Source organism: Pseudomonas sp. 01L34 (assembly GCF_056400265.1).
Genome location: NZ_JBFTSX010000007.1, coordinates 346,478 through 365,173, shown reverse-complemented (window position 1 = coordinate 365,173; position 18,696 = coordinate 346,478). Strand labels below are relative to the sequence as shown.

Annotated in this window: 12 protein-coding genes; 4 read left to right on the top strand and 8 right to left on the bottom strand. The window is 60.1% G+C overall.

Annotated features, from left to right (window positions below; translation table 11 throughout):
- The first annotated feature begins 14 nt into the window (after nucleotides 1–14).
- Nucleotides 15–836: an isocitrate lyase/PEP mutase family protein gene (locus AC1DQM_RS23375; protein ID WP_477746923.1), complete on the top strand. Its 822-nt coding sequence runs from the start codon at nucleotides 15–17 to the stop codon at nucleotides 834–836.
- A 35-nt stretch (nucleotides 837–871) separates the two neighbouring features.
- Here the strand turns inward: AC1DQM_RS23375 and AC1DQM_RS23370 are convergent, their stop codons facing one another.
- Nucleotides 872–1,492, bottom strand: a complete 621-nt coding sequence (locus AC1DQM_RS23370) for a hypothetical protein (RefSeq protein WP_018926669.1) — start codon at nucleotides 1,490–1,492, stop codon at nucleotides 872–874.
- Nucleotides 1,493–1,585: 93 nt separating this feature from the next.
- Here AC1DQM_RS23370 and AC1DQM_RS23365 point away from each other — a divergent pair, with 93 nt between their 5' ends.
- Nucleotides 1,586–2,368, top strand: a complete 783-nt coding sequence (locus AC1DQM_RS23365) for a class I SAM-dependent methyltransferase (protein ID WP_086946360.1) — start codon at nucleotides 1,586–1,588, stop codon at nucleotides 2,366–2,368.
- Between the two features lie 64 nt (nucleotides 2,369–2,432).
- Here AC1DQM_RS23365 and AC1DQM_RS23360 read toward each other — a convergent pair whose 3' ends face one another.
- Entirely contained in the window at nucleotides 2,433–3,077 is a 645-nt protein-coding gene (locus AC1DQM_RS23360) for a TetR/AcrR family transcriptional regulator (protein ID WP_018926667.1), read from the bottom strand.
- Between the two features lie 94 nt (nucleotides 3,078–3,171).
- Between AC1DQM_RS23360 and AC1DQM_RS23355 the strand changes: the two genes are divergently transcribed.
- Nucleotides 3,172–4,272, top strand: coding sequence for an efflux RND transporter periplasmic adaptor subunit (locus AC1DQM_RS23355; protein WP_477746922.1), 1,101 nt, complete (start codon nucleotides 3,172–3,174; stop codon nucleotides 4,270–4,272).
- A gap of 6 nt (nucleotides 4,273–4,278) precedes the next feature.
- Nucleotides 4,279–7,350: an efflux RND transporter permease subunit gene (locus AC1DQM_RS23350; RefSeq protein ID WP_477746921.1), complete on the top strand. Its 3,072-nt coding sequence runs from the start codon at nucleotides 4,279–4,281 to the stop codon at nucleotides 7,348–7,350.
- A gap of 812 nt (nucleotides 7,351–8,162) precedes the next feature.
- Here AC1DQM_RS23350 and lon read toward each other — a convergent pair.
- The 6 genes from lon to AC1DQM_RS23320 form a co-directional block, all read right to left on the bottom strand.
- Nucleotides 8,163–10,580, bottom strand: coding sequence for an endopeptidase La (lon, locus tag AC1DQM_RS23345; protein WP_477746920.1), 2,418 nt, complete (start codon nucleotides 10,578–10,580; stop codon nucleotides 8,163–8,165).
- A gap of 275 nt (nucleotides 10,581–10,855) precedes the next feature.
- Complete coding sequence (locus tag AC1DQM_RS23340; RefSeq protein WP_019651315.1) at nucleotides 10,856–11,230, bottom strand: DUF6124 family protein; 375 nt, start codon at nucleotides 11,228–11,230, stop codon at nucleotides 10,856–10,858.
- Between the two features lie 368 nt (nucleotides 11,231–11,598).
- The gene (locus AC1DQM_RS23335) at nucleotides 11,599–14,007 is read right to left on the bottom strand and encodes a glucose/quinate/shikimate family membrane-bound PQQ-dependent dehydrogenase (protein WP_477746919.1); all 2,409 of its coding nucleotides are present in this window, start codon (nucleotides 14,005–14,007) and stop codon (nucleotides 11,599–11,601) included.
- A gap of 150 nt (nucleotides 14,008–14,157) precedes the next feature.
- Nucleotides 14,158–15,540, bottom strand: coding sequence for a carbohydrate porin (locus AC1DQM_RS23330; protein ID WP_064616270.1), 1,383 nt, complete (start codon nucleotides 15,538–15,540; stop codon nucleotides 14,158–14,160).
- Between the two features lie 242 nt (nucleotides 15,541–15,782).
- On the bottom strand, nucleotides 15,783–17,021 hold the full coding sequence (gene glyA / locus AC1DQM_RS23325) for a serine hydroxymethyltransferase (protein ID WP_305411269.1): 1,239 nt from the start codon (nucleotides 17,019–17,021) through the stop codon (nucleotides 15,783–15,785).
- Nucleotides 17,022–17,161: 140 nt separating this feature from the next.
- Nucleotides 17,162–18,367, bottom strand: a complete 1,206-nt coding sequence (locus tag AC1DQM_RS23320) for a benzoate/H(+) symporter BenE family transporter (protein WP_477746918.1) — start codon at nucleotides 18,365–18,367, stop codon at nucleotides 17,162–17,164.
- Nucleotides 18,368–18,696: the final 329 nt, after the last annotated feature.

Genomic DNA, 18,696 nt, shown 5'->3' with positions numbered 1-18,696 from the left:
TCAGGAGTCTGCCAATGGATGCGCAAACCCTTCGAGCCCAGGCGTTCAAAGCACTGCACGAACGCGAGGGCACTTTTGTTATTCCCAACCCCTGGGACGCCGGCTCGGCGAAAATGCTCGCCAGCCTTGGCTTCGAGGCACTGGCAACCACCAGCGCCGGTTATGCCTTTTCCCGGGGGCGTCCTGATGGTGGGCTGACGCTCGACGATACCCTGGCAAACGTTGAGGCGATTGTCGCGGCCACTGATTTGCCGGTCGCGGTGGATCTCGAAAACGGCTTTGCCGACGCTCCTGCCGAGTGCGCCCAAAGTATTCTGCGGGCCGCTCAGGCCGGTGCCGTAGGCGGTTCGATCGAGGATGCCACCGGGCGTGAAGACGGTCCGATCTACTGCTTCGAGCATGCCGTGGCGCGTATCGAAGCCGCTGTCGCAGCAGCGCGCAGTTTGCCTTTCCCCTTCACGTTGACGGCGCGTGCCGAGAACTATTTGCACGGCAATCCTGACCTCGACGACACCATTCGCCGTTTGCAGGCATTCGCCGAGGCCGGCGCGGACGTGCTTTACGCCCCAGGCCTGCGCAATGCCGAAGAGGTCTTGGCGGTGGTTCGCGCCGTGGCACCGAAACCGGTGAATGTGTTGATGTCCGGCGGGCTCAAGCTGACGGTAGCGCAGTTGAGCGAAATGGGCGTCAAGCGTATCAGCGTCGGTTCGGCCCTGGCTTTGGCAGCGTATGGCGAGTTCTTGCGCGCGGCCGAGGAAATCCAGCAACACGGGACCTTTGGCTTCACTTCCCGGTCGATGCCGTTCCAGAAGGCCAATCAATTCTTCAAAGGCTGACGAGGTCGGGCCGTGATGGTTGGGCCGCTGAGGGGTTATGCGGCGATGCGCAGGTTCTGCAGAACGATCGGGCGCGCCCAGCCGTTATCGAAATCGAGTTGTTTCTGCTGTTCCACCAACTCTTGCGGTGAGAACGGCGGGAATGGCTTGTCCAGCAGGTCGAGTTCGAACTCGGCGATTGGCAAGTGCAGCGGACGCGGTTGCGGCGCGGCACCAGGCTCGGGCAGCGGTTGACCGGCGGTGAGCACGATCGGGCGAACCCAGCCGCTTTCGAAGTCCTGCTGTTTCTGTTGCGCGACGATTTCTTCCGGCGGGAACGGTGGGAACGGTTTATCGGCCAGGTCCATTTCGAACTCGGCAATTGGCAGAAACAATGGCTCCGGCGGACGGACTTCGGTTTCTTTCACATCACATTCGCGCTGGGAAATGATGTGCGCCAGCAGCTCGCTGCCGACGGTCGGTTCGACCGGGCTGTCGAGATCGACCGGCGGGAAGTCCAGAGACGCCGGCACCACATCGCCCGACTGATCGGCCAGGGCCTGGGCAAAAAAATCTTGCCACAGGTGACTGACGCCGCTCAGTGCTTGGGAGTTTCGCAGGCCAAAATCGCCGTGGGGCGAGATGTAACCTATCGATGTGCGTTGAATGCCTGACATTTTTCTCGGTCGACGCTCAGCTCTGGCAAAATGCTCGATAGTTTGGTTATCGGCCGTTTTTGCCGATCATTAATTTTTTGAGCGTGTTTTCCCATGATTGAGCAACCTGCGGCCTGCCGCATCCATGTCGAAGCCTTGGGCGCGACGTTCCAGCCACAGGCCGAGCAATGGGCCGAGCGCCTGGGTTTGCCGTTGCAGGTGGATGACGGCGAGTTTGCCTTGCAGGTGGGTGAGCAGGGTTTGCAACTGCAACAACTGGGGCCGGATGCACCGGGGCCGGTGCGGGTCGACTTCGTCGAGGGTGGCGCGGCCCATCGTCGGTTGTACGGCGGCGGCAGCGGTCAGATGATCGCCAAGGCGGTCGGCATCGCCCAAGGCGTGCGGCCACGGGTGCTGGACGCCACGGCCGGGCTGGGCAAGGACGCGTTCGTGCTGGCCAGCCTGGGCTGCGAGATGAGCCTGATCGAGCGCCAGCCGCTGATCGGCGCCTTGCTTGAAGATGGTCTGGCACGCGGCGCGGAAGATTTCGACGTAGCGCCGATCGTGGCGCGTATGCGTTTGCTCAAGGGCAATTCGATCGAGGTGATGCGCAACTGGGAAGGCGAGCCGCCGCAGGTGATCTACCTCGACCCGATGTTTCCCCATCGTGAGAAAACCGCGTTGGTGAAGAAGGAAATGCGCCTGTTCCGGCCGCTGGTCGGCGATGATCCGGATGCACCGGCCCTGCTCGCAGCGGCCTTGGCCCTGGCCAGTCACCGGGTGGTGGTCAAACGCCCGCGCAAGGCGCCGTGCATCGATGGGCCGAAGCCGAGCCATGCGCTGGACGGCAAGTCCAGCCGGTATGACATTTATCCGAAGAAAGCGCTCAAGCCTTAAGATCGAGTCGCCTTCACTGATCGTTCCCACGCAGCGTGGGAACGATCATCACGCCAAATATCTATCAGGCCGACTCCGGCCGATACGCCCGCATAAACAATCCCACCACTTCCTGCACATGGGCTTCGGCCGCATCCCCGGTTACCGGTTCGCCACAGCCATACAGCAAGCGGAAATTCCCCGCGCCCTTGAGCAGGCAGAAGAAGTGCTCGGCGGCATTGCGCGGTTTGTCGATGCTCAACACGCCACTCTGATCGATCTTGCTCAGCAAACGCTCCATGCCGTGCAGCACGCGTTCCGGCCCGGCCTCGAAGAAGATCTGTGCGAGTTTCGGGTCCTGGCTGCCCAGCGTCATCATCAGCCGGTGCAGGTTCACCGATTCGTCGCTGTTGATCAGTTGATGAAAGCCGTGTGCGATGTTCAGCAGCACGGTTTCCACGGCGACGCCGTCCGGCAATTCAAAAACCAGCGGAGGCAATTGCTCCTCGCATTTGGCCACGACAGCGGAAGAGAACAGCGTCTCCTTGTCGTTGAAATGGCTGTAGACCGTCAGCTTCGACACGCCGGCCTCAGTCGCTACGGCATCCATGCTGGTGTTGGCGTATCCCTTACTCAAAAACAGGATTTTCGCCGCGTCGAGGATTGCCCGGCGCTTGGCCAGATCCTTGGGACGGCCCGGACCGCTGGGGGTGGAAAGATTGTCTGACATTCTTCGCTTTTAATACTGGACTGGTGAGTTTGCTATTAATAACATACTGGTCAGTATAATTATTCCAAGCCCCATTAGCGAAAGGTCGTTCACCATGCTGCGCTTTGCCTTGCCCCTCGCGTTGCCGGTCAGTCTGGCTTTTCTATTGTCGGCATGTGGCCATGAAGAAGCCCCTCCGGTCAGCGTGCGCCCGGCCATGGTGGTGCAGCCAGAGCCCTCGGCCCAGGCAATGGAAAGCTATCCCGGCGAAGTTCGCGCGCGTTATGAGCCGGACCTTGCCTTCCGGATTGGCGGCAAAGTCAGCCGACGACTGGTCGAAGAAGGGCAGCGGGTCAAGGCTGACCAACCCCTGGCGGAACTCGATCCTCAGGACGTGCGCCTGCAACTGGAAGCCACCCGTGCCCAGGTCGCGGCTGCCGAAGCCAATCTGAACCTGGTGCGCGCCGAGCGTGATCGCTACAAGACCCTGATGGAGCGGCAGATGGTCAGCCGTTCGCAGTACGACAACGCGGAAAACCTCTATCGCTCCGGTGAGGCCCGCCTCAAGCAAATCAAAGCCGAATTCAACGTTTCGACCAATCAGGCCAGTTACGCGGTGCTGCGTGCGCCGCAGGATGGCGTGGTGGCCAAGCGCGCGGTTGAAGTCGGGCAAGTGGTGGCGGCCGGGCAAACCGTGTTTACCCTGGCCACCGATGGCGAGCGCGAAGTATTGATCAGCCTGCCGGAGCAGAGCTTCGGCCGCTTCAAGGTCGGTCAGCCGGTCTCGGTGGAGCTCTGGACCCAACCCGATCAGCGTTTCCTTGGGCAGATCCGTGAGTTGTCGCCTGCCGCCGATCCCAAATCCCGCACTTTTGCCGCCCGTATCGCTTTTACCGCCGGCAAGGTTCCCGCCGAACTTGGCCAGAGCGCCCGGGTGTTCATCCAGACTGCCGAAGTGGTGCCGTTGTCAGTGCCGCTGTCGGCCCTCACCGCAGAAAACGGCGCCACCTACGTGTGGGTGGTCGGCGCCAACAACACCTTGAAAAAAGTCCCGGTGCGGGTCGGTGCATTTGGCGAGAAAACCGTGCCGGTGCTCGAGGGACTGAACGCCAGCGACTGGGTGGTGGCGGCCGGTGTTCATGTGCTTCACGACGGGCAGCAAGTGCGCCCGGTGGATCGCTCCAATCGCGTGGTCAATCTGGCGCACAAGGAGTAATCCCCGATGGGTTTCAATCTATCCGAATGGGCGCTGCGTAACCGCCAGATCGTACTGTTCCTGATGCTCCTGCTGGCTGTGGTCGGGGCGTTGTCCTACACCAAGCTTGGCCAAAGCGAAGACCCGCCGTTCACCTTCAAGGCCATGGTAATTCGTACCAACTGGCCGGGGGCCACGGCCGAGGAAGTTTCGCGCCAGGTCACCGAGCGTATTGAAAAGAAACTGATGGAAACCGGGGAGTACGAACGGATCACCTCGTTCTCCCGCCCGGGCGAGTCCCAGGTGACGTTCATGGCGCGCGATTCCATGCATTCGGTGGATATCCCGGACCTCTGGTATCAGGTCCGCAAGAAGATCGGCGATATTCGCCAGACCCTGCCACCAGGTATCCAGGGCCCGTTTTTCAACGATGAATTCGGCACCACGTTCGGCAACATCTACGCCCTGACCGGCGAGGGCTTTGATTACGCAGTGCTCAAGGATTACGCCGACCGCATCCAGATCCAGCTGCAACGGGTCAAGGATGTGGGCAAGGTCGACCTGCTCGGGTTGCAGGACGAGAAGGTCTGGATCGAACTCTCCAACGTTAAACTGGCCACCCTCGGGGTGCCGCTGGCGGCGGTGCAGCAGGCACTTGAAGAACAGAACGCGATGTCCACCGCCGGCTTCTTCGAAACCACCAGCGAGCGTTTGCAGCTACGGGTCTCGGGGAATTTTCAGACGGTCGACGAGATCAAGAACTTCCCGATCCGCGTCGCAGATCGCACGTTCCGCATCGGTGATGTGGCGGACGTTCGTCGTGGCTTCAATGATCCACCGGCGCCGCGCATGCGCTTCATGGCTGAAGACGCCATCGGTCTGGCGGTGGCCATGAAGGACGGTGGCGATATTCTGGTATTGGGCAAGGCGCTGGAAATCGAGTTCGCCCGGATTCAGCAAAACCTGCCGGCCGGCATGCAGTTGCGCAAAGTCTCCGATCAACCCGCCGCGGTGAAAACCGGTGTGGGCGAGTTCGTTCAGGTGCTGGTGGAGGCCCTGGCGATTGTGTTACTGGTGAGCTTCTTCTCCCTCGGCGTGCGCACCGGCATGGTCGTAGCGCTGGCGATACCGCTGGTGTTGGCGATGACGTTCGCCTGCATGTATTACTTAGGGATAGGCCTGCACAAGATTTCCCTCGGCGCGCTGGTGCTGGCGCTGGGCTTGCTGGTGGATGATGCGATCATCGCCGTGGAAATGATGGCGATCAAAATGGAGCAGGGCTTCGACCGGATCAAGGCCGCTAGCTATGCCTGGACCAGCACCGCGTTCCCGATGCTCACCGGTACGTTGATCACCGCCGCCGGTTTCCTGCCGATTGCCACCGCGCAATCGGGCACCGGCGAGTACACCCGCTCGATCTTCCAGGTGGTGACCATCGCGCTACTGGCGTCGTGGGTGGCCGCCGTGGTTTTTGTGCCTTATCTGGGGGAGAAACTTCTGCCGGACCTGGCAAAAATTCACGCCGCCAAACACGGCGCCGGCGACGGCCAACCCGACCCTTACGGCACTCCGTTCTATCAGCGCGTCAGACGGCTGGTGGAGTGGTGCGTGCGCCGACGCAAAACGGTGATCGTGCTGACCATCGTGATGTTCGTCGCGTCCGTGGTGCTGTTCCGTTTCGTGCCGCAGCAGTTCTTCCCGGCATCGGGGCGACTGGAATTGATGGTTGATCTGAAACTCGCCGAAGGTGCCTCCCTGAGCAACACCGCCGAGGAGGTCAAGCGTCTCGAAGGCCTGCTCAAGGATCACGCCGGGATCGACAACTATGTGGCTTATGTCGGCACCGGTTCGCCGCGTTTCTACCTGCCGCTGGACCAGCAACTTCCGGCTGCAAGCTTTGCGCAATTTGTTGTCCTGGCCAAAACCATCGAAGACCGCGAAGCCCTGCGCACTTGGCTGATCGAAACCCTCAATGAACAATTCCCGGCCCTGCGCTCGCGGGTCACGCGTCTGGAAAACGGCCCGCCGGTTGGCTATCCGGTGCAGTTCCGGGTCACCGGTGAGAACATTGCGGACGTCCGCGCCCTGGCGCGTAAAGTCGCGGCCAAGGTTCGCGAGAACCCACACGTGGCCAACGTGCATCTGGATTGGGAAGAGCCGAGCAAAGTCGTGTACCTGAACGTCGATCAGGATCGCGCGCGGGCGCTGGGCGTGAGCACGGCGAACCTCTCGGGGTTCCTGCGAAGCTCGCTGACCGGCTCCAGTGTCAGTCAGTACCGCGAAGACAACGAATTGATCGAGATCCTGCTGCGCGGCACGGTGCATGAGCGCACTGAACTGGCATTGCTGCCGAGCCTGGCCGTGCCGACCGACAACGGTCGCAGCGTGGCGCTGTCGCAGATTGCCACGCTGGAATACGGCTTCGAAGAAGGCATCATCTGGCACCGTAACCGCCTGCCCAACGTGACGGTTCGCGCCGACATCTACGGCAAGGAACAACCGGCGACACTGGTGCAGCAAATCATGCCGACCCTCGATCCGGTCCGCGCCGAACTGCCGGACGGCTATCTGCTGGAAGTCGGCGGTACGGTGGAAGACTCGGCCCGTGGGCAGAACTCGGTGAAGGCCGGCGTGCCGCTGTTCATCGTGGTGGTGCTGACGTTGCTGATGCTGCAACTGCGCAGTTTCTCTCGCACTGCCATGGTGTTTCTGACAGCGCCGCTGGGGTTGATCGGGGTGACGCTGTTCCTGATGGTGTTCCGTCAGCCGTTCGGTTTCGTCGCCATGCTCGGGACCATCGCGCTGTCCGGGATGATCATGCGTAACTCGGTGATTCTGGTGGATCAGATCGAGCAGGACATCGCTGCCGGGCTCAAGCCCTGGCAGGCGATCATCGAGGCGACGGTGCGACGTTTCCGGCCGATTGTGTTGACCGCGCTGGCGGCGGTGCTGGCGATGATTCCATTATCGCGCAGTGTGTTTTTCGGGCCGATGGCGGTGGCGATCATGGGCGGGCTGATTGTGGCGACGGCGTTGACGTTGCTGTTCTTGCCGGCGTTGTATGCGGCTTGGTTCAGGGTCAGGAAAGAGCCCGTTTGATCTTGGCGGCCTTCGGGCCGACCATGTTTTTGTTGGTGGTGTGTACATATCCGTTGCTGCGGTAACGGCGGCTTATGGTTTCGCCCTTACGGCGACTCCCTTTTTTACAAACGCCAAAAAAAGGAAGCAAAAAACGCTCGCCCCAAGCGTCCGGCCCCTCGCTAAGGCTCGGCGTTCCTTCGCTCCGGTATCCATCTGGGGGCATCGCCCTACGGTCTGCTTCGCTACGACCTACATGCGATGTGTTCGACTGCGTCGAACGGCGCTGCGCGCCAATCCCCAGATGAACACCTCCACTCAGCCTCCCGAAGGGGCGGGTGAATCAAGATCAAAAGCGGCAGGCGAGCTAACGCTCTGCCTGTTGAGTGGTGAGGGGCGGGTGTGCGCCGCTCCACCGTAGAGCGAGCGGTGCGGCGATCCGACTTGCCCGCGAAGGCGGCCTGACAGCCGACCAATCAATAGCGTGTGTACACACCTCACGTAGGAGCTGCCGAAGGCTGCGATCTTTTGATTTTGATCCGCATCTGATTTTCAAGATCAAAAGATCGCAGCCTGCGGCAGCTCCTACGCTTGTCTCAGAATCGTTTGAAACTGAGTCAAATGATCGGGATGTTGTATTCAGAACTCAGTTTCGTGAGTTTTTGAGACAGCATTCGTGGAGGCGAGCTTGATAGTCGATGATGAACTGCGTGCTCGATAATCTAGATCCGCAGACGTAGCACAAATGAAAAGCCCGCTGCCCCCTTAAAAGGTCAGCGGGCTTTTTGTTGAGTCTGATTATTCCCAACCCATGGAAACGATCAGGTGACGGCTCAGAACAATATCTTCGCCACATCCGCGAAGCGCTTGGCAAAGTGCACGGTAATCCCTTCTTTCAGGTATTCCGGCAACTCTTCGAAATTACCCCGATTAGGCTCCGGCAAAATCAGTTCATTGATCTTCTGCCGACGCGCTGCGATGACTTTTTCGCGCACGCCGCCAATCGGCAGTACATGCCCGGTCAGCGTTAGTTCACCGGTCATGGCTACGCCTTTTTTCGGTGGCTGGTTACGGGCGAGCGAAAGCAGGGCGCTGGCCATGGTCACGCCGGCGCTCGGGCCGTCTTTCGGTGTTGCGCCTTCCGGTACGTGGAGGTGGACGAAGGCTTCATCGAAGAATGTCGGGTCACCGCCGAATTGCTTCAGATGGGAGCTGACGTAGCTGTAGGCAATTTCTGCCGACTCTTTCATCACGTCCCCCAGTTGCCCGGTAAGTTTGAAGCCTCGGTTGAGGGTGTGAATGCGCGTGGCTTCGATCGGCAGGGTCGCGCCGCCCATGCTGGTCCAGGCCAGCCCGGTGATCACGCCGACGCCGGACAGCACTTGCTCGTTGCGGAACACCGGGCGGCCGAGTGAGGCTTCCAGGTCTTTGGGGCCGAGTTTGATGACGGCTTTCGGTTCATCGAGCAGTTTCATCACCGCTTTGCGCACCAGTTTGCCGAGGTTTTTCTCCAGCTGACGGACTCCGGCCTCACGGGCATAGCCGTCGATCAAGGCCCTCAATGCAGTGTCGCTAATGCTCAAGTTGCCTTTGGATACGCCGGCCTTTTCCAGCTGTTTCGGCCACAGGTGACGCTTGGCGATGGCAACTTTTTCTTCGGTGATGTAACCCGACAGGCGAATCACTTCCATCCGGTCCAGCAACGGGCCGGGGATCGAGTCCAGGGTGTTGGCGGTGCAGACGAATAGCACTTTCGACAGGTCCAGGCGCAAGTCCAGGTAATGGTCGAGGAATTCGACGTTCTGTTCCGGGTCGAGGGTTTCCAGCAGCGCCGAGGCCGGGTCGCCCTGGTAGCTCTGGCCCATCTTGTCGATCTCGTCGAGCATGATCACCGGGTTCATCACTTCGACGTCTTTCAACGCCTGGACGAGTTTGCCCGGTTGTGCGCCGATGTAGGTGCGGCGATGGCCCTTGATCTCGGCTTCGTCACGCATGCCGCCAACGCTGAAGCGGTAGAACGGTCGACCGAGGGATTCGGCGATGGATTTACCAACGCTGGTCTTGCCCACGCCCGGCGGGCCCACCAGCAACACGATGGAGCCGCTGATCTCGCCTTTATAGGCACCGACTGCGAGGAACTCGAGGATGCGGTCCTTGATGTCGTCGAGGCCGGCGTGGTGTTTGTCCAGCACCTTGCGCGCATGCTTGAGGTCGAGTTTGTCCTCGCCATACACGCCCCACGGCACCGAAGTCGCCCAATCGAGGTAGTTGCGGGTCACCGCGTATTCCGGCGATCCGGTTTCGAGGATCGACAGTTTGTTCATTTCCTCAACGATGCGTTTCTGCGCCTGGGGCGACAACACCTTGCCCGTCAGGCGTTGCTCGAACTGTTCGATGTCGGCGCTGCGATCGTCCTTGGTCAGCCCCAGCTCTTGCTGGATGACCTTGAGTTGTTCCTTAAGGAAGAACTCGCGCTGATGTTCGCCAATCTTGCGGTTAACTTCAGCGGAAATCTCTTTCTGCAAGCGCGCGACTTCGACTTCCTTGCGCAGCATCGGCAGGACTTTTTCCATGCGCTTGAGCATCGGCACGCAGTCGAGCACTTCTTGCAACTCGCTGCCCGTGGCCGAGGTCAGGGCGGCGGCGAAGTCGGTCAGGGGCGACGGATCGTTGGGGCTGAAGCGGTTGAGGTAGTTTTTCAACTCTTCGCTGTACAGCGGGTTCAGCGGCAGCAGCTCCTTGATCGCATTGATCAGCGCCATGCCGTAGGCCTTGACCTCGTCGGTCGGCTCGGTGGGCTGGTGCGGGTATTCGACTTCCACCAGGTATGGTGGGCGATGGTGCTTGAGCCAGGTTTTGATGCGCACCCGGGTCAGGCCCTGGGCGACGAATTGCAGTTTGCCGTTTTCGCGGCTGGCGTGATGGACTTTGACCAGCGTGCCGTATTCCGGCAGGGCTTTGGTATCGAAATGGCGCGGGTTGTCCTGGGGGGCGTCCATGAAGAACAGGGCCAGGGAATGGTGGTCGGACTGGCTCACCAGTTCGAGAGTCTCGGCCCACGGCTCTTCGTTGACGATCACCGGCAGCACTTGCGCCGGGAAGAAAGGCCGGTTGTGGATCGGGATGATGTAGACCTTGTCCGGCAGGTTCTGGCCAGGCAGGGTGAGGCCTTTGCCGGTTGAAGGGTGTTCGGCTTTGTCTGTTTCGGTGTATTCGCTCGGGTCTTCGGGGAATTCTTGCTGGTCGGTCATGGGGCACCTGCGCAATAGGGTATGGATCTTAGATGGGGCAGGTGGGGGGTGGTTTCAATGGCCCTGGCTATTTCAGAGTGTGTGTTCAGGGTTTTGACAGGTCTTGGGTCTCCAAAGGGCCCCGCACTACTGTAGGACCAAGCCTGTGGTGAGTGGGCTTGCCCCCGTTGGGCTGCGAAGCTACCCCAAAATCTCTGATGTCCCAAAGATCTTGTGAGTGCTACGCACTCAAACGGGGGCAAGCCCCCTCGCCACGGCCTCGCTCCTACAACGGGTCAGCTGTGTGGTGCAGGCTTCGGTACGTCGACGTTATCCAGCACTCGATTCACTGCCAGCTCGGCCAGCATGATGACTTGCTGAATCGCCAGGAGCGTATGCCGCTGTGGGGCGTCGACATACGCGGCAATGTCGCTGGTCATGACGCTGGCTGAGGCCAGTGATTCGCAGACATGGGCCAGCAGGCTTTCGTTATCCATGTCGGGCGCAACCATAAACATCCTGCTTGGCTTGCGGCCTTCGGTTTTTTTCGGAGTGGGATTGAGGTAGTGGTCGAGAGCGCGTTCGGCGGCGTCGTGGAGTTTTTTCGAATCGAGGGATTCGTAAGGTGAAACATCGTCGGTTTCAGGGGGATTCGGTGTGGCTTTGAACATGGTGAAACTCCATTCGAGGATTTGGAGTTCGCCACCACTGCGACCAAGCAGGAGGGTGGCGAACCGTACGCAGGTTGGTCGACCAGGGAATGGAAACCCGGCAGGGCCAAAGCCCTCCCACGCACAGTTCGCCATGAAGCCAGCACGAAAAGTGCACCATTCTAAACCTGGGCGACCAAGCCCGGTCGCTGAATTTGCAGCGACCCCCAAAGCCTATCCACGCCACTTCCGAGCGACAACCGTCAAAACCTGTCGGAAAGTTCTCAAAAAACACCACGTTTGTAGGAGCGGGTGATCTGAAGCCATCGAGCACAAAAAAGGCGACGCCCCTCACAGGGCGTCGCCTTTGTTTTAACTGCCGTTACCGCTTATTCCGACAGTTTGTACGCAATCACATAGTCACCTTGCTTGGTGCCCAGCGAGCCGTGACCACCCGCGACGACGAGCACGTATTGCTTGCCGTCCTTGCCGGTGTAGGTCATCGGTGTGGTTTGCGCGCCGGCTGGCAGGCGGCCTTCCCACAGCTGCTTGCCGTTTTTCACGTCGTAGGCGCGCAGGTACTGGTCGAGGGTGCCGCTCAGGAAGGCCACGCCACCGGCAGTGGTGAAGGTCCCGCCCAGGCTCGGTACGCCCATGCTCAGAGGGATCGGAACCGGTGAGCTGTCGCGCACGGTGCCGTTCTTGTGCTTCCAGATGGTTTTGTGGGTGGTCAGGTCGACCGCCGCCACGTAACCCCACGCCGGTGCCTGGCACGGCAGGCCCATTGGCGACAGCAGGGCTTCGAGGATCACGCCGTATGGCGCGCCTTTGTTGGGCTGTACGCCTTGGGTTTCGCTGACGCGAGGGCCTTGTTTGGCGATTTCGGCCGCCGGGATCAGTTTCGATTTGAACGCCATGTAGCTCGGGTTCACGAAAGCAATCTGACGCACCGGGTCAACCGACATGCCGCCCCAGTCGAACACGCCGAAGTTACCCGGATAAACGATCGAGCCTTGCAGCGACGGCGGCGTGAACATGCCGTCGTAACGCAGGGATTTGAAGTCGATCCGGCACAGCATCTGATCGAACGGGGTCACGCCCCACATGTCGCGTTCCTTGAGGGTCGGCGGCACGAAGTTCAGGTCGGACATCGGTTGGGTCGGCGAAGTGTGGTCGCCTTCCACCGCGCCTTGCGGCACCGGGATTTCATTGATTGGCACGATCGGTTGGCCGTTGCTGCGGTCCAGCACGTAGATGCTGCCTTGCTTGGTGGATGCGAGCACCGCCGGTTTCACACCGTCTGCGGTTTTCAGGTCCATCAGGGTTGGTTGGCCACCGACGTCCATGTCCCACAGGTCATGGTGAGTGAACTGGAAGTGCCAGCGCACTTTGCCGGTGGCGATGTCCAGCGCGGTCAGGCCGGCGGAGTGCAGTTCCGATTCAGGGGTACGCGCGCCACCGAACTGATCCGGAGTCTGGTTGCCCATCGGCAGGTAGAGCATGCCGAGTTTTTCGTCGACGGCGAACATGGACCACATGTTCGGTGAGTTGCGGGTGTAGACCTTGCCTTCGGCAATCGGCGTGGTGTCGTCCGGATTGCCGCTGTCCCAGTTCCACACCAGTTTGCCGGTGTGCACGTCGAACGCGCGGATGACGCCGCTTGGCTCGTCGGTGGAAACGTTGTCGGTGACGTGGCCGCCAATCACCACCAGGTCTTTGGTGACCGCCGGTGGCGAAGTGGAGTAGTAACCACCAGGGGTGAAGCCGCCGATGTTGGCGGTCAGGTCGACCTGGCCACCGTTACCGAAGTCTTCGCACATTTTGCCGGTGTCGGCGTTCAGGGCGATCAGGCGGGTGTCGGCGGTCGGCAGGAAGATCCGGCGCGGGCAGACGCTGGTCACTGGCGTGTTGGCAGTGCCGGTCGGGCTCTGCTCGGACGCGTAGGCGGCATCATCGTGATAGGTCACGCCACGGCAGGTCATGTGCGCCCAACCCTTGAAGTTCGCCGCGTTCTGCGTGGAGAGCTTCGGATCGAAACGCCAGATTTCCTTGCCGGTGTCCGGGTCCAGTGCGATCACCTGGCTGTGCGGCGTGCAGACATAGAGCATGCCGTTGGCTTTGAGCGGGGTGTTTTCGGCGGTGGTTTCGCCCGGGTCGTTCGGGCCAGGCAGGTCACCGGTGCGGAACGTCCAGGCGGGAACCAGTTTGCTGACGTTCTGCGGGGTGATTTGCGCCAGTGGCGAGTAGCGATCGCCATGGGCACTGCGGCCGTAGGAGTTCCAGTCGCCATCCGGCATGGCCGGGGCGGTGTTGCTCATGCCAGGCACGGCGTCACGGTCCAGTTGGCCTTTGATTTCACCGGGGTTGGTGAACAGGCTGGCCAGCGCGGCGATACCGGCGATGACCACGGCAGCACTCAGCACACCGGTGCCGACCGGGTTGAAGTCGCCGCGACGCAACGGGCGACGAAACCATGGCAGCAGCATGACGATGCCGAGGGTAAAGAGCAGCGCCAGACGCGGCACCAGTTGCCACCAGTCCAGACCGACTTCCCACAGTGCCCAGACGGTACTGGCGAACAGCACCATAGCGTACACGCTCAGCGCCGCATAACGGTCGGCCAGCAGCAGCCCACCGGCCACCATCAGGCCGATACCGGCCAGCAGGTAATACAGCGAGCCGCCGAGCATGCTCAGCTTGATCCCCCCGGCCAGCAAGGCCAGGCCCATTAGTAGAAGCAGAATGCCGAGCAGGGTCGGCAATAAACGGCTTCGACTCAAAGCACCATCAGTGCTCATAGTGTGGTTCTCCGTGACGTTTTAAGTAGTCCCGCGCAAGTTCACTGTAGATGACGATCTGGCGCGGGCATGGTTCATCGAAAAAGTGTTTGGTTGATGCGGTCCCTGTGGGAGCAGGCTTGCCCGCTCCCACAGGTTTTATGCGTTTGATCAGAACGATGACTGGATCTTGATCCCGCCAATCAGCGCGTCGTCGACCTTGTCCACGCCACCGGGGTGGCGGATGTATTGCAGGTTCGGGCGCACGGTCAGCCAGTTGGTGACGTGCACGCCGTAATAGAGCTCGCTGCTGTATTCGGTGTCTTGCGGGGGCAGGAACGACGGATCGTCGAAGTCGAAGGCGGCGCGGGCCTGGTTGGTGGCCTCGGCGTTCTTGCGGTAGGCCGGGTTGACGTGGACACGGGCCAGCGCGAAGCCGATATCGTCTTTGGCGCGGGCATCGAACAGGCCTTTGTAGACGACACCGGCCTGGACATAGTTGTCGATGGCGTTGGTCTTTTTGTCGTGCATCGTGGCGTTGGCGAACACACTCAGGCCGCGTGAATTGTCGCTGGCGCGGCTGGTCAGTTGCTGCTGAATACCGAGCCATACGCCATGTTTGCTCGATGCACTGCGGTAAGCCTCGCCGCTCAGGGCGGCCGGCTGGCCATTGCCGTCCTTATAAACGTCGCTGGCCTTGGCGCTGCTGTAGTAGTAACCGGCGCGGTATTCACCCGGCAGGCCATTGAGCTTCGGGGTCCAGACCAGTTCTACCGGCAGGATTGCGCCCTGAGTGCCGCTGCCGCTGAGCTTGAAACCGTTGCCGCGATCCAGATTGGACGGGTTTTGCTCGTAAGCCCCGACTTGTGCGTAAAGCTCGGGCGTCAGGTGATATTTGACGCGCATGGCCCACTGGCTGACGGGCCAGTTGTACCAGATGCCACCGACCCAGTTACCGACCTGGGAGCCGCAGAACGCCAGGTTCTGGAAGTCGCAGGGGAAGCTGTTGAAGTCTTCACCCTCGCCAAAGCGGCCGACCTTGATGTCGAGCTTCTGGTCGAAGAATTTCTGCTGGTACCACATCTGCGTCAGGCGCCAGGTCTGGCCACGGCCCCAGACTTCTTGCGCCGAGGTGAAACCGCCGACACGCGGGTCGTTGATCCGGTCGTTGCTGATGTTGTTGCCATTGCGTTCGGTGATGGTCAGCTGAAATTCAGCGTCGTCCCAACCCAGAATCTTCTGCAAGTCCAGGTGAGTGCCCAAGGCAAACTGATCGCTGTAGCGCGCGGTACGGTCATGGTCGTAGCCACCGTGCAGATTGCTGCCCATTTCGCCGGTGTAATCGACTTTGAAGTCGTAGCCTTTTTCCGAAAGTTCGGTGCGAGTGCCGTTCCAGTCACCCAGCATCCATGGCGAGTTGCTATCGAAGGCTGGCGCGGCCTGGGCGCAAGTGGCAAGGCCCAGAGCGGTGAACCCGCTGATCAGCTTCAGGGCTTTTCGGCTGGACACAGCGGGTGAGACAGCGCTGTCTCGCGGAGTTTGAAAATCAGGCATAGAGACGGAGTTCTTGATCTTTTTCTAAAGGGGATGCGCTGAACGCAGCAGGAATGCAGCAGGGGAGAAGCGTTTCAGCTGGACGGGCGTAAGGATAATGTTCTGTAACACATTGAGAAAGGGCTTTTACTGACATGGATCATTTCGGATTTGGTAACAGTCGGCTGCGACCGGTCGCCGCAGTACCAGGCGGCGCAAAAAAAGGCGGACTGAATAGTCCGCCTCGCTATGTTTCAGGGCCGTCAATTCAACAGATAGACCGGGAAGCATTCACACAAATGCATCACCCGTCGACGGACATTGTCCAGCAGTGCCGCATTGGTCGGTTGCTCAAGCAGGTCGGCAATCAGGTTGGCCACTTCGGCGCATTCGGCTTCACCGAAGCCCCGCGTGGTCAGGGCGGGTGTGCCAATGCGGATGCCGCTGGTGATCGCAGGTTTTTGCGGATCGTCGGGGATCGCGTTCTTGTTCAAGGTGATGTGGGCGCTCTCGAGCAACGCCTCGGCATCTTTTCCGGTGATGTTCTTGGCGCGCAGATCGAGCAGGAACATGTGGCAGTCGGTGCCCCCTGACACCACCCGCAGGCCGCGTCGAGTAAGGATATTCGCCATGGTCCTGGCGTTGTCGATGACGCGTTGCTGATAGTGCTTGAACTCATCACCGAGGGCTTCGTTGAACGCTACGGCCTTGGCGGCGATGACGTGCATCAGAGGTCCACCCTGATAGACCGGGAATATCGTCTTGTCGAGCAACGCCGCATGTTCGCGTTTGGCCAGGATCAGACCACCCCGTGGGCCGCGCAGCGTTTTATGAGTGGTCGAGGTGACGAAGTCGGCAATGCCAACCGGCGAGGGGTACAGGCCGGCTGCGATGAGTCCGGCGTAGTGCGCCATGTCGACCATCAGGTACGCCCCGATTTCATCGCAGATGTTGCGAAAACGCTGGAAGTCGATGGTCCTTGAATACGCCGAGGCACCGGCAATGATCATTTTCGGCCGGTGTTCCCGGGCCAGGGCTTCCATCTCGGCGTAGTCGAGGGTTTCGCTGTGTTTTTCCAGGCCGTAAGAATAGGCGGTGTAGAACTTGCCGGAGAAGTTTACCGAGGCGCCATGGGTCAAGTGGCCGCCATCGGCCAGGGACATTCCCAGAATCGTGTCGCCAGGGTTGAGCACGGCGAGAAACACGGCCTGGTTGGCCTGGGAGCCGGAGTGCGGCTGGACGTTGGCATATTCGCTACCAAACAGTTTGCAGGCACGTTCGATGGCGAGGCTTTCAATCTCGTCGACCACTTTACAGCCACCGTAATAGCGCTTGCCTGGGTAGCCTTCGGCGTACTTGTTGGTCAGCACCGAACCTTGGGCTTCCAGCACTTCTTCGCTGACGTAGTTTTCCGAGGCGATCAACTCCAGGTGGGTTTCCTGGCGGTTGCGTTCGCGGCCGATCAGGCGAGCGAGGGTGGGGTCTAGATTCTGCAGGCTCATGGAGGGCATTCCTTTAAATGAGTGCTTCAGCCAAGGGGGCTGGCGCGTGACGCGGCAACACCCGTGACTGGCTTTTGCTGGTATCGGAAAGAAAAATGGACGTGTCTTTCAGACCCTGCCCGTGAAGTCGTAACGAACGGTCATGGTCGGCTGCCCTCGGCGACGGTGCCGGCTTTGCTTTCCCGGGTGTAGGTCAGTACGAAATGTGCCACGAGCCCGAAGATCAGCCCCCAGAATGCCGCGGCCAGCCCCAGGAAACTCATGCCCGAGGCGGTGACCAGGAAGGTGATCAGCGCCGCTTCACGTTGTTTCTCGTCAGCCATGGCGCCGGTCAGCCCGGCGCTGATCGCCCCGAACAGGGCCAGGCCGGCGAGAGAGGCGATCAGCTCTTTGGGCAAGGCAGAAAACACCGAAGCGAGGGTCGCGCCGAAGATGCCCATCAGAATGTAGAACACCCCGCAGGCGATCCCGGCGATGTAGCGCTTGTCGCGATCCTCATGGGCTTCGCGGCCGGTGCAGATAGCGGCGGTGATGGCCGCCAGGTTTAAGCCATGGGAGCCGAATGGCGCCATCAAAATCGAGCCGATGGCCGTGACCGAAATGATCGAACGCGCCGGGGTGTTGTAGCCCGAGGTGCGCAACACCGCCATGCCCGGCACGTACTGCCCGGTCAGGGTGACGAGGGCCAGCGGCAGGCCGATATTGATGATCGCGTGCCAGCTCCACTGCGGGGCGATGAAGATCGGGTGAGCGAGATCGATGGTAATCGAACCGGTGTTGAGTGTGCCGAACGAGGCGGCCACGGCGCAGCCGACAATCAATACCGACAGGATGGCGTAGCGCGGTGAAAAGCGTTTGAAGATCAGGTACGCCGCGATCATTGACAGCACCATGCTCGGCTGCAGCTTGATCGAGGTGAACAGTTCGGCGCCGAAACGAAACAGGATGCCGGCGAGCATGGCGGCGGCGATGGCTTTGGGCAGGCGATTCATCAGTTTGTCGAACGCACCAGACAAGCCGACCACCGCGATAATCACCGAAGCCACCACATAGGCGCCGATGGCCTCGGGCAGGGAGACCGTGGGCAGCATCGACACCAGCAACGCCGCACCCGGTGTCGACCATGCCGTAATCACCGGAATCCTCAAACGCCAGCTCAACAACAGACCGGTAATGCCGCTGCCGATGGATATGGCCCAGATCCAGGACGACACTTGATCGTTGGGCAGGTGCGCTTCCCGGGCCGCCTGAAACACGATGATCAGCGGGCCGGCATACGAAATGATCACGGCGATGAAGCCTGCAATGACCGCTGACAGGGATAGATCCTTTCTGAGAGTGTCCATGATGTCTCGACTTGGCGTGGCGGGCACGCGGTGATTCAGAATTGAGATTGAGTCGATTGATTCGATTCGAGATGAGTGTATTTGAATGAATTGAGTTGATTCAATAGGTGGGTGAGTTGTTACGAGATGCTTTTTGGTTATCAAGGTGTATTTGTCAGGTTTTTTTTAAATAACTAATTGATTTGTAAATATATTTATTGGTTTGAAAATATTTTGCGTGAAAGATGCTTTTCGATTCGTTCGCCGAATCAATCGACTCAATTTATTGATTGAGTCCATTTATTAGTTGCCTGACCACCCTGTGATATGCTCGGATATTCATCATTTCT

What these genes read in the sequence shown, in the direction of transcription:
- AC1DQM_RS23375 (WP_477746923.1), top strand. Translation starts at nt 15, where the DNA reads ATGGATGCGCAAACCCTTCGAGCCCAGGCGTTCAAAGCACTGCACGAA.
- AC1DQM_RS23370 (WP_018926669.1), bottom strand. Translation starts at nt 1,492, where the DNA reads ATGTCAGGCATTCAACGCACATCGATAGGTTACATCTCGCCCCACGGC.
- AC1DQM_RS23365 (WP_086946360.1), top strand. Translation starts at nt 1,586, where the DNA reads ATGATTGAGCAACCTGCGGCCTGCCGCATCCATGTCGAAGCCTTGGGC.
- AC1DQM_RS23360 (WP_018926667.1), bottom strand. Translation starts at nt 3,077, where the DNA reads ATGTCAGACAATCTTTCCACCCCCAGCGGTCCGGGCCGTCCCAAGGAT.
- AC1DQM_RS23355 (WP_477746922.1), top strand. Translation starts at nt 3,172, where the DNA reads ATGCTGCGCTTTGCCTTGCCCCTCGCGTTGCCGGTCAGTCTGGCTTTT.
- AC1DQM_RS23350 (WP_477746921.1), top strand. Translation starts at nt 4,279, where the DNA reads ATGGGTTTCAATCTATCCGAATGGGCGCTGCGTAACCGCCAGATCGTA.
- lon (WP_477746920.1), bottom strand. Translation starts at nt 10,580, where the DNA reads ATGACCGACCAGCAAGAATTCCCCGAAGACCCGAGCGAATACACCGAA.
- AC1DQM_RS23340 (WP_019651315.1), bottom strand. Translation starts at nt 11,230, where the DNA reads ATGTTCAAAGCCACACCGAATCCCCCTGAAACCGACGATGTTTCACCT.
- AC1DQM_RS23335 (WP_477746919.1), bottom strand. Translation starts at nt 14,007, where the DNA reads ATGAGCACTGATGGTGCTTTGAGTCGAAGCCGTTTATTGCCGACCCTG.
- AC1DQM_RS23330 (WP_064616270.1), bottom strand. Translation starts at nt 15,540, where the DNA reads ATGCCTGATTTTCAAACTCCGCGAGACAGCGCTGTCTCACCCGCTGTG.
- glyA (WP_305411269.1), bottom strand. Translation starts at nt 17,021, where the DNA reads ATGAGCCTGCAGAATCTAGACCCCACCCTCGCTCGCCTGATCGGCCGC.
- AC1DQM_RS23320 (WP_477746918.1), bottom strand. Translation starts at nt 18,367, where the DNA reads ATGGACACTCTCAGAAAGGATCTATCCCTGTCAGCGGTCATTGCAGGC.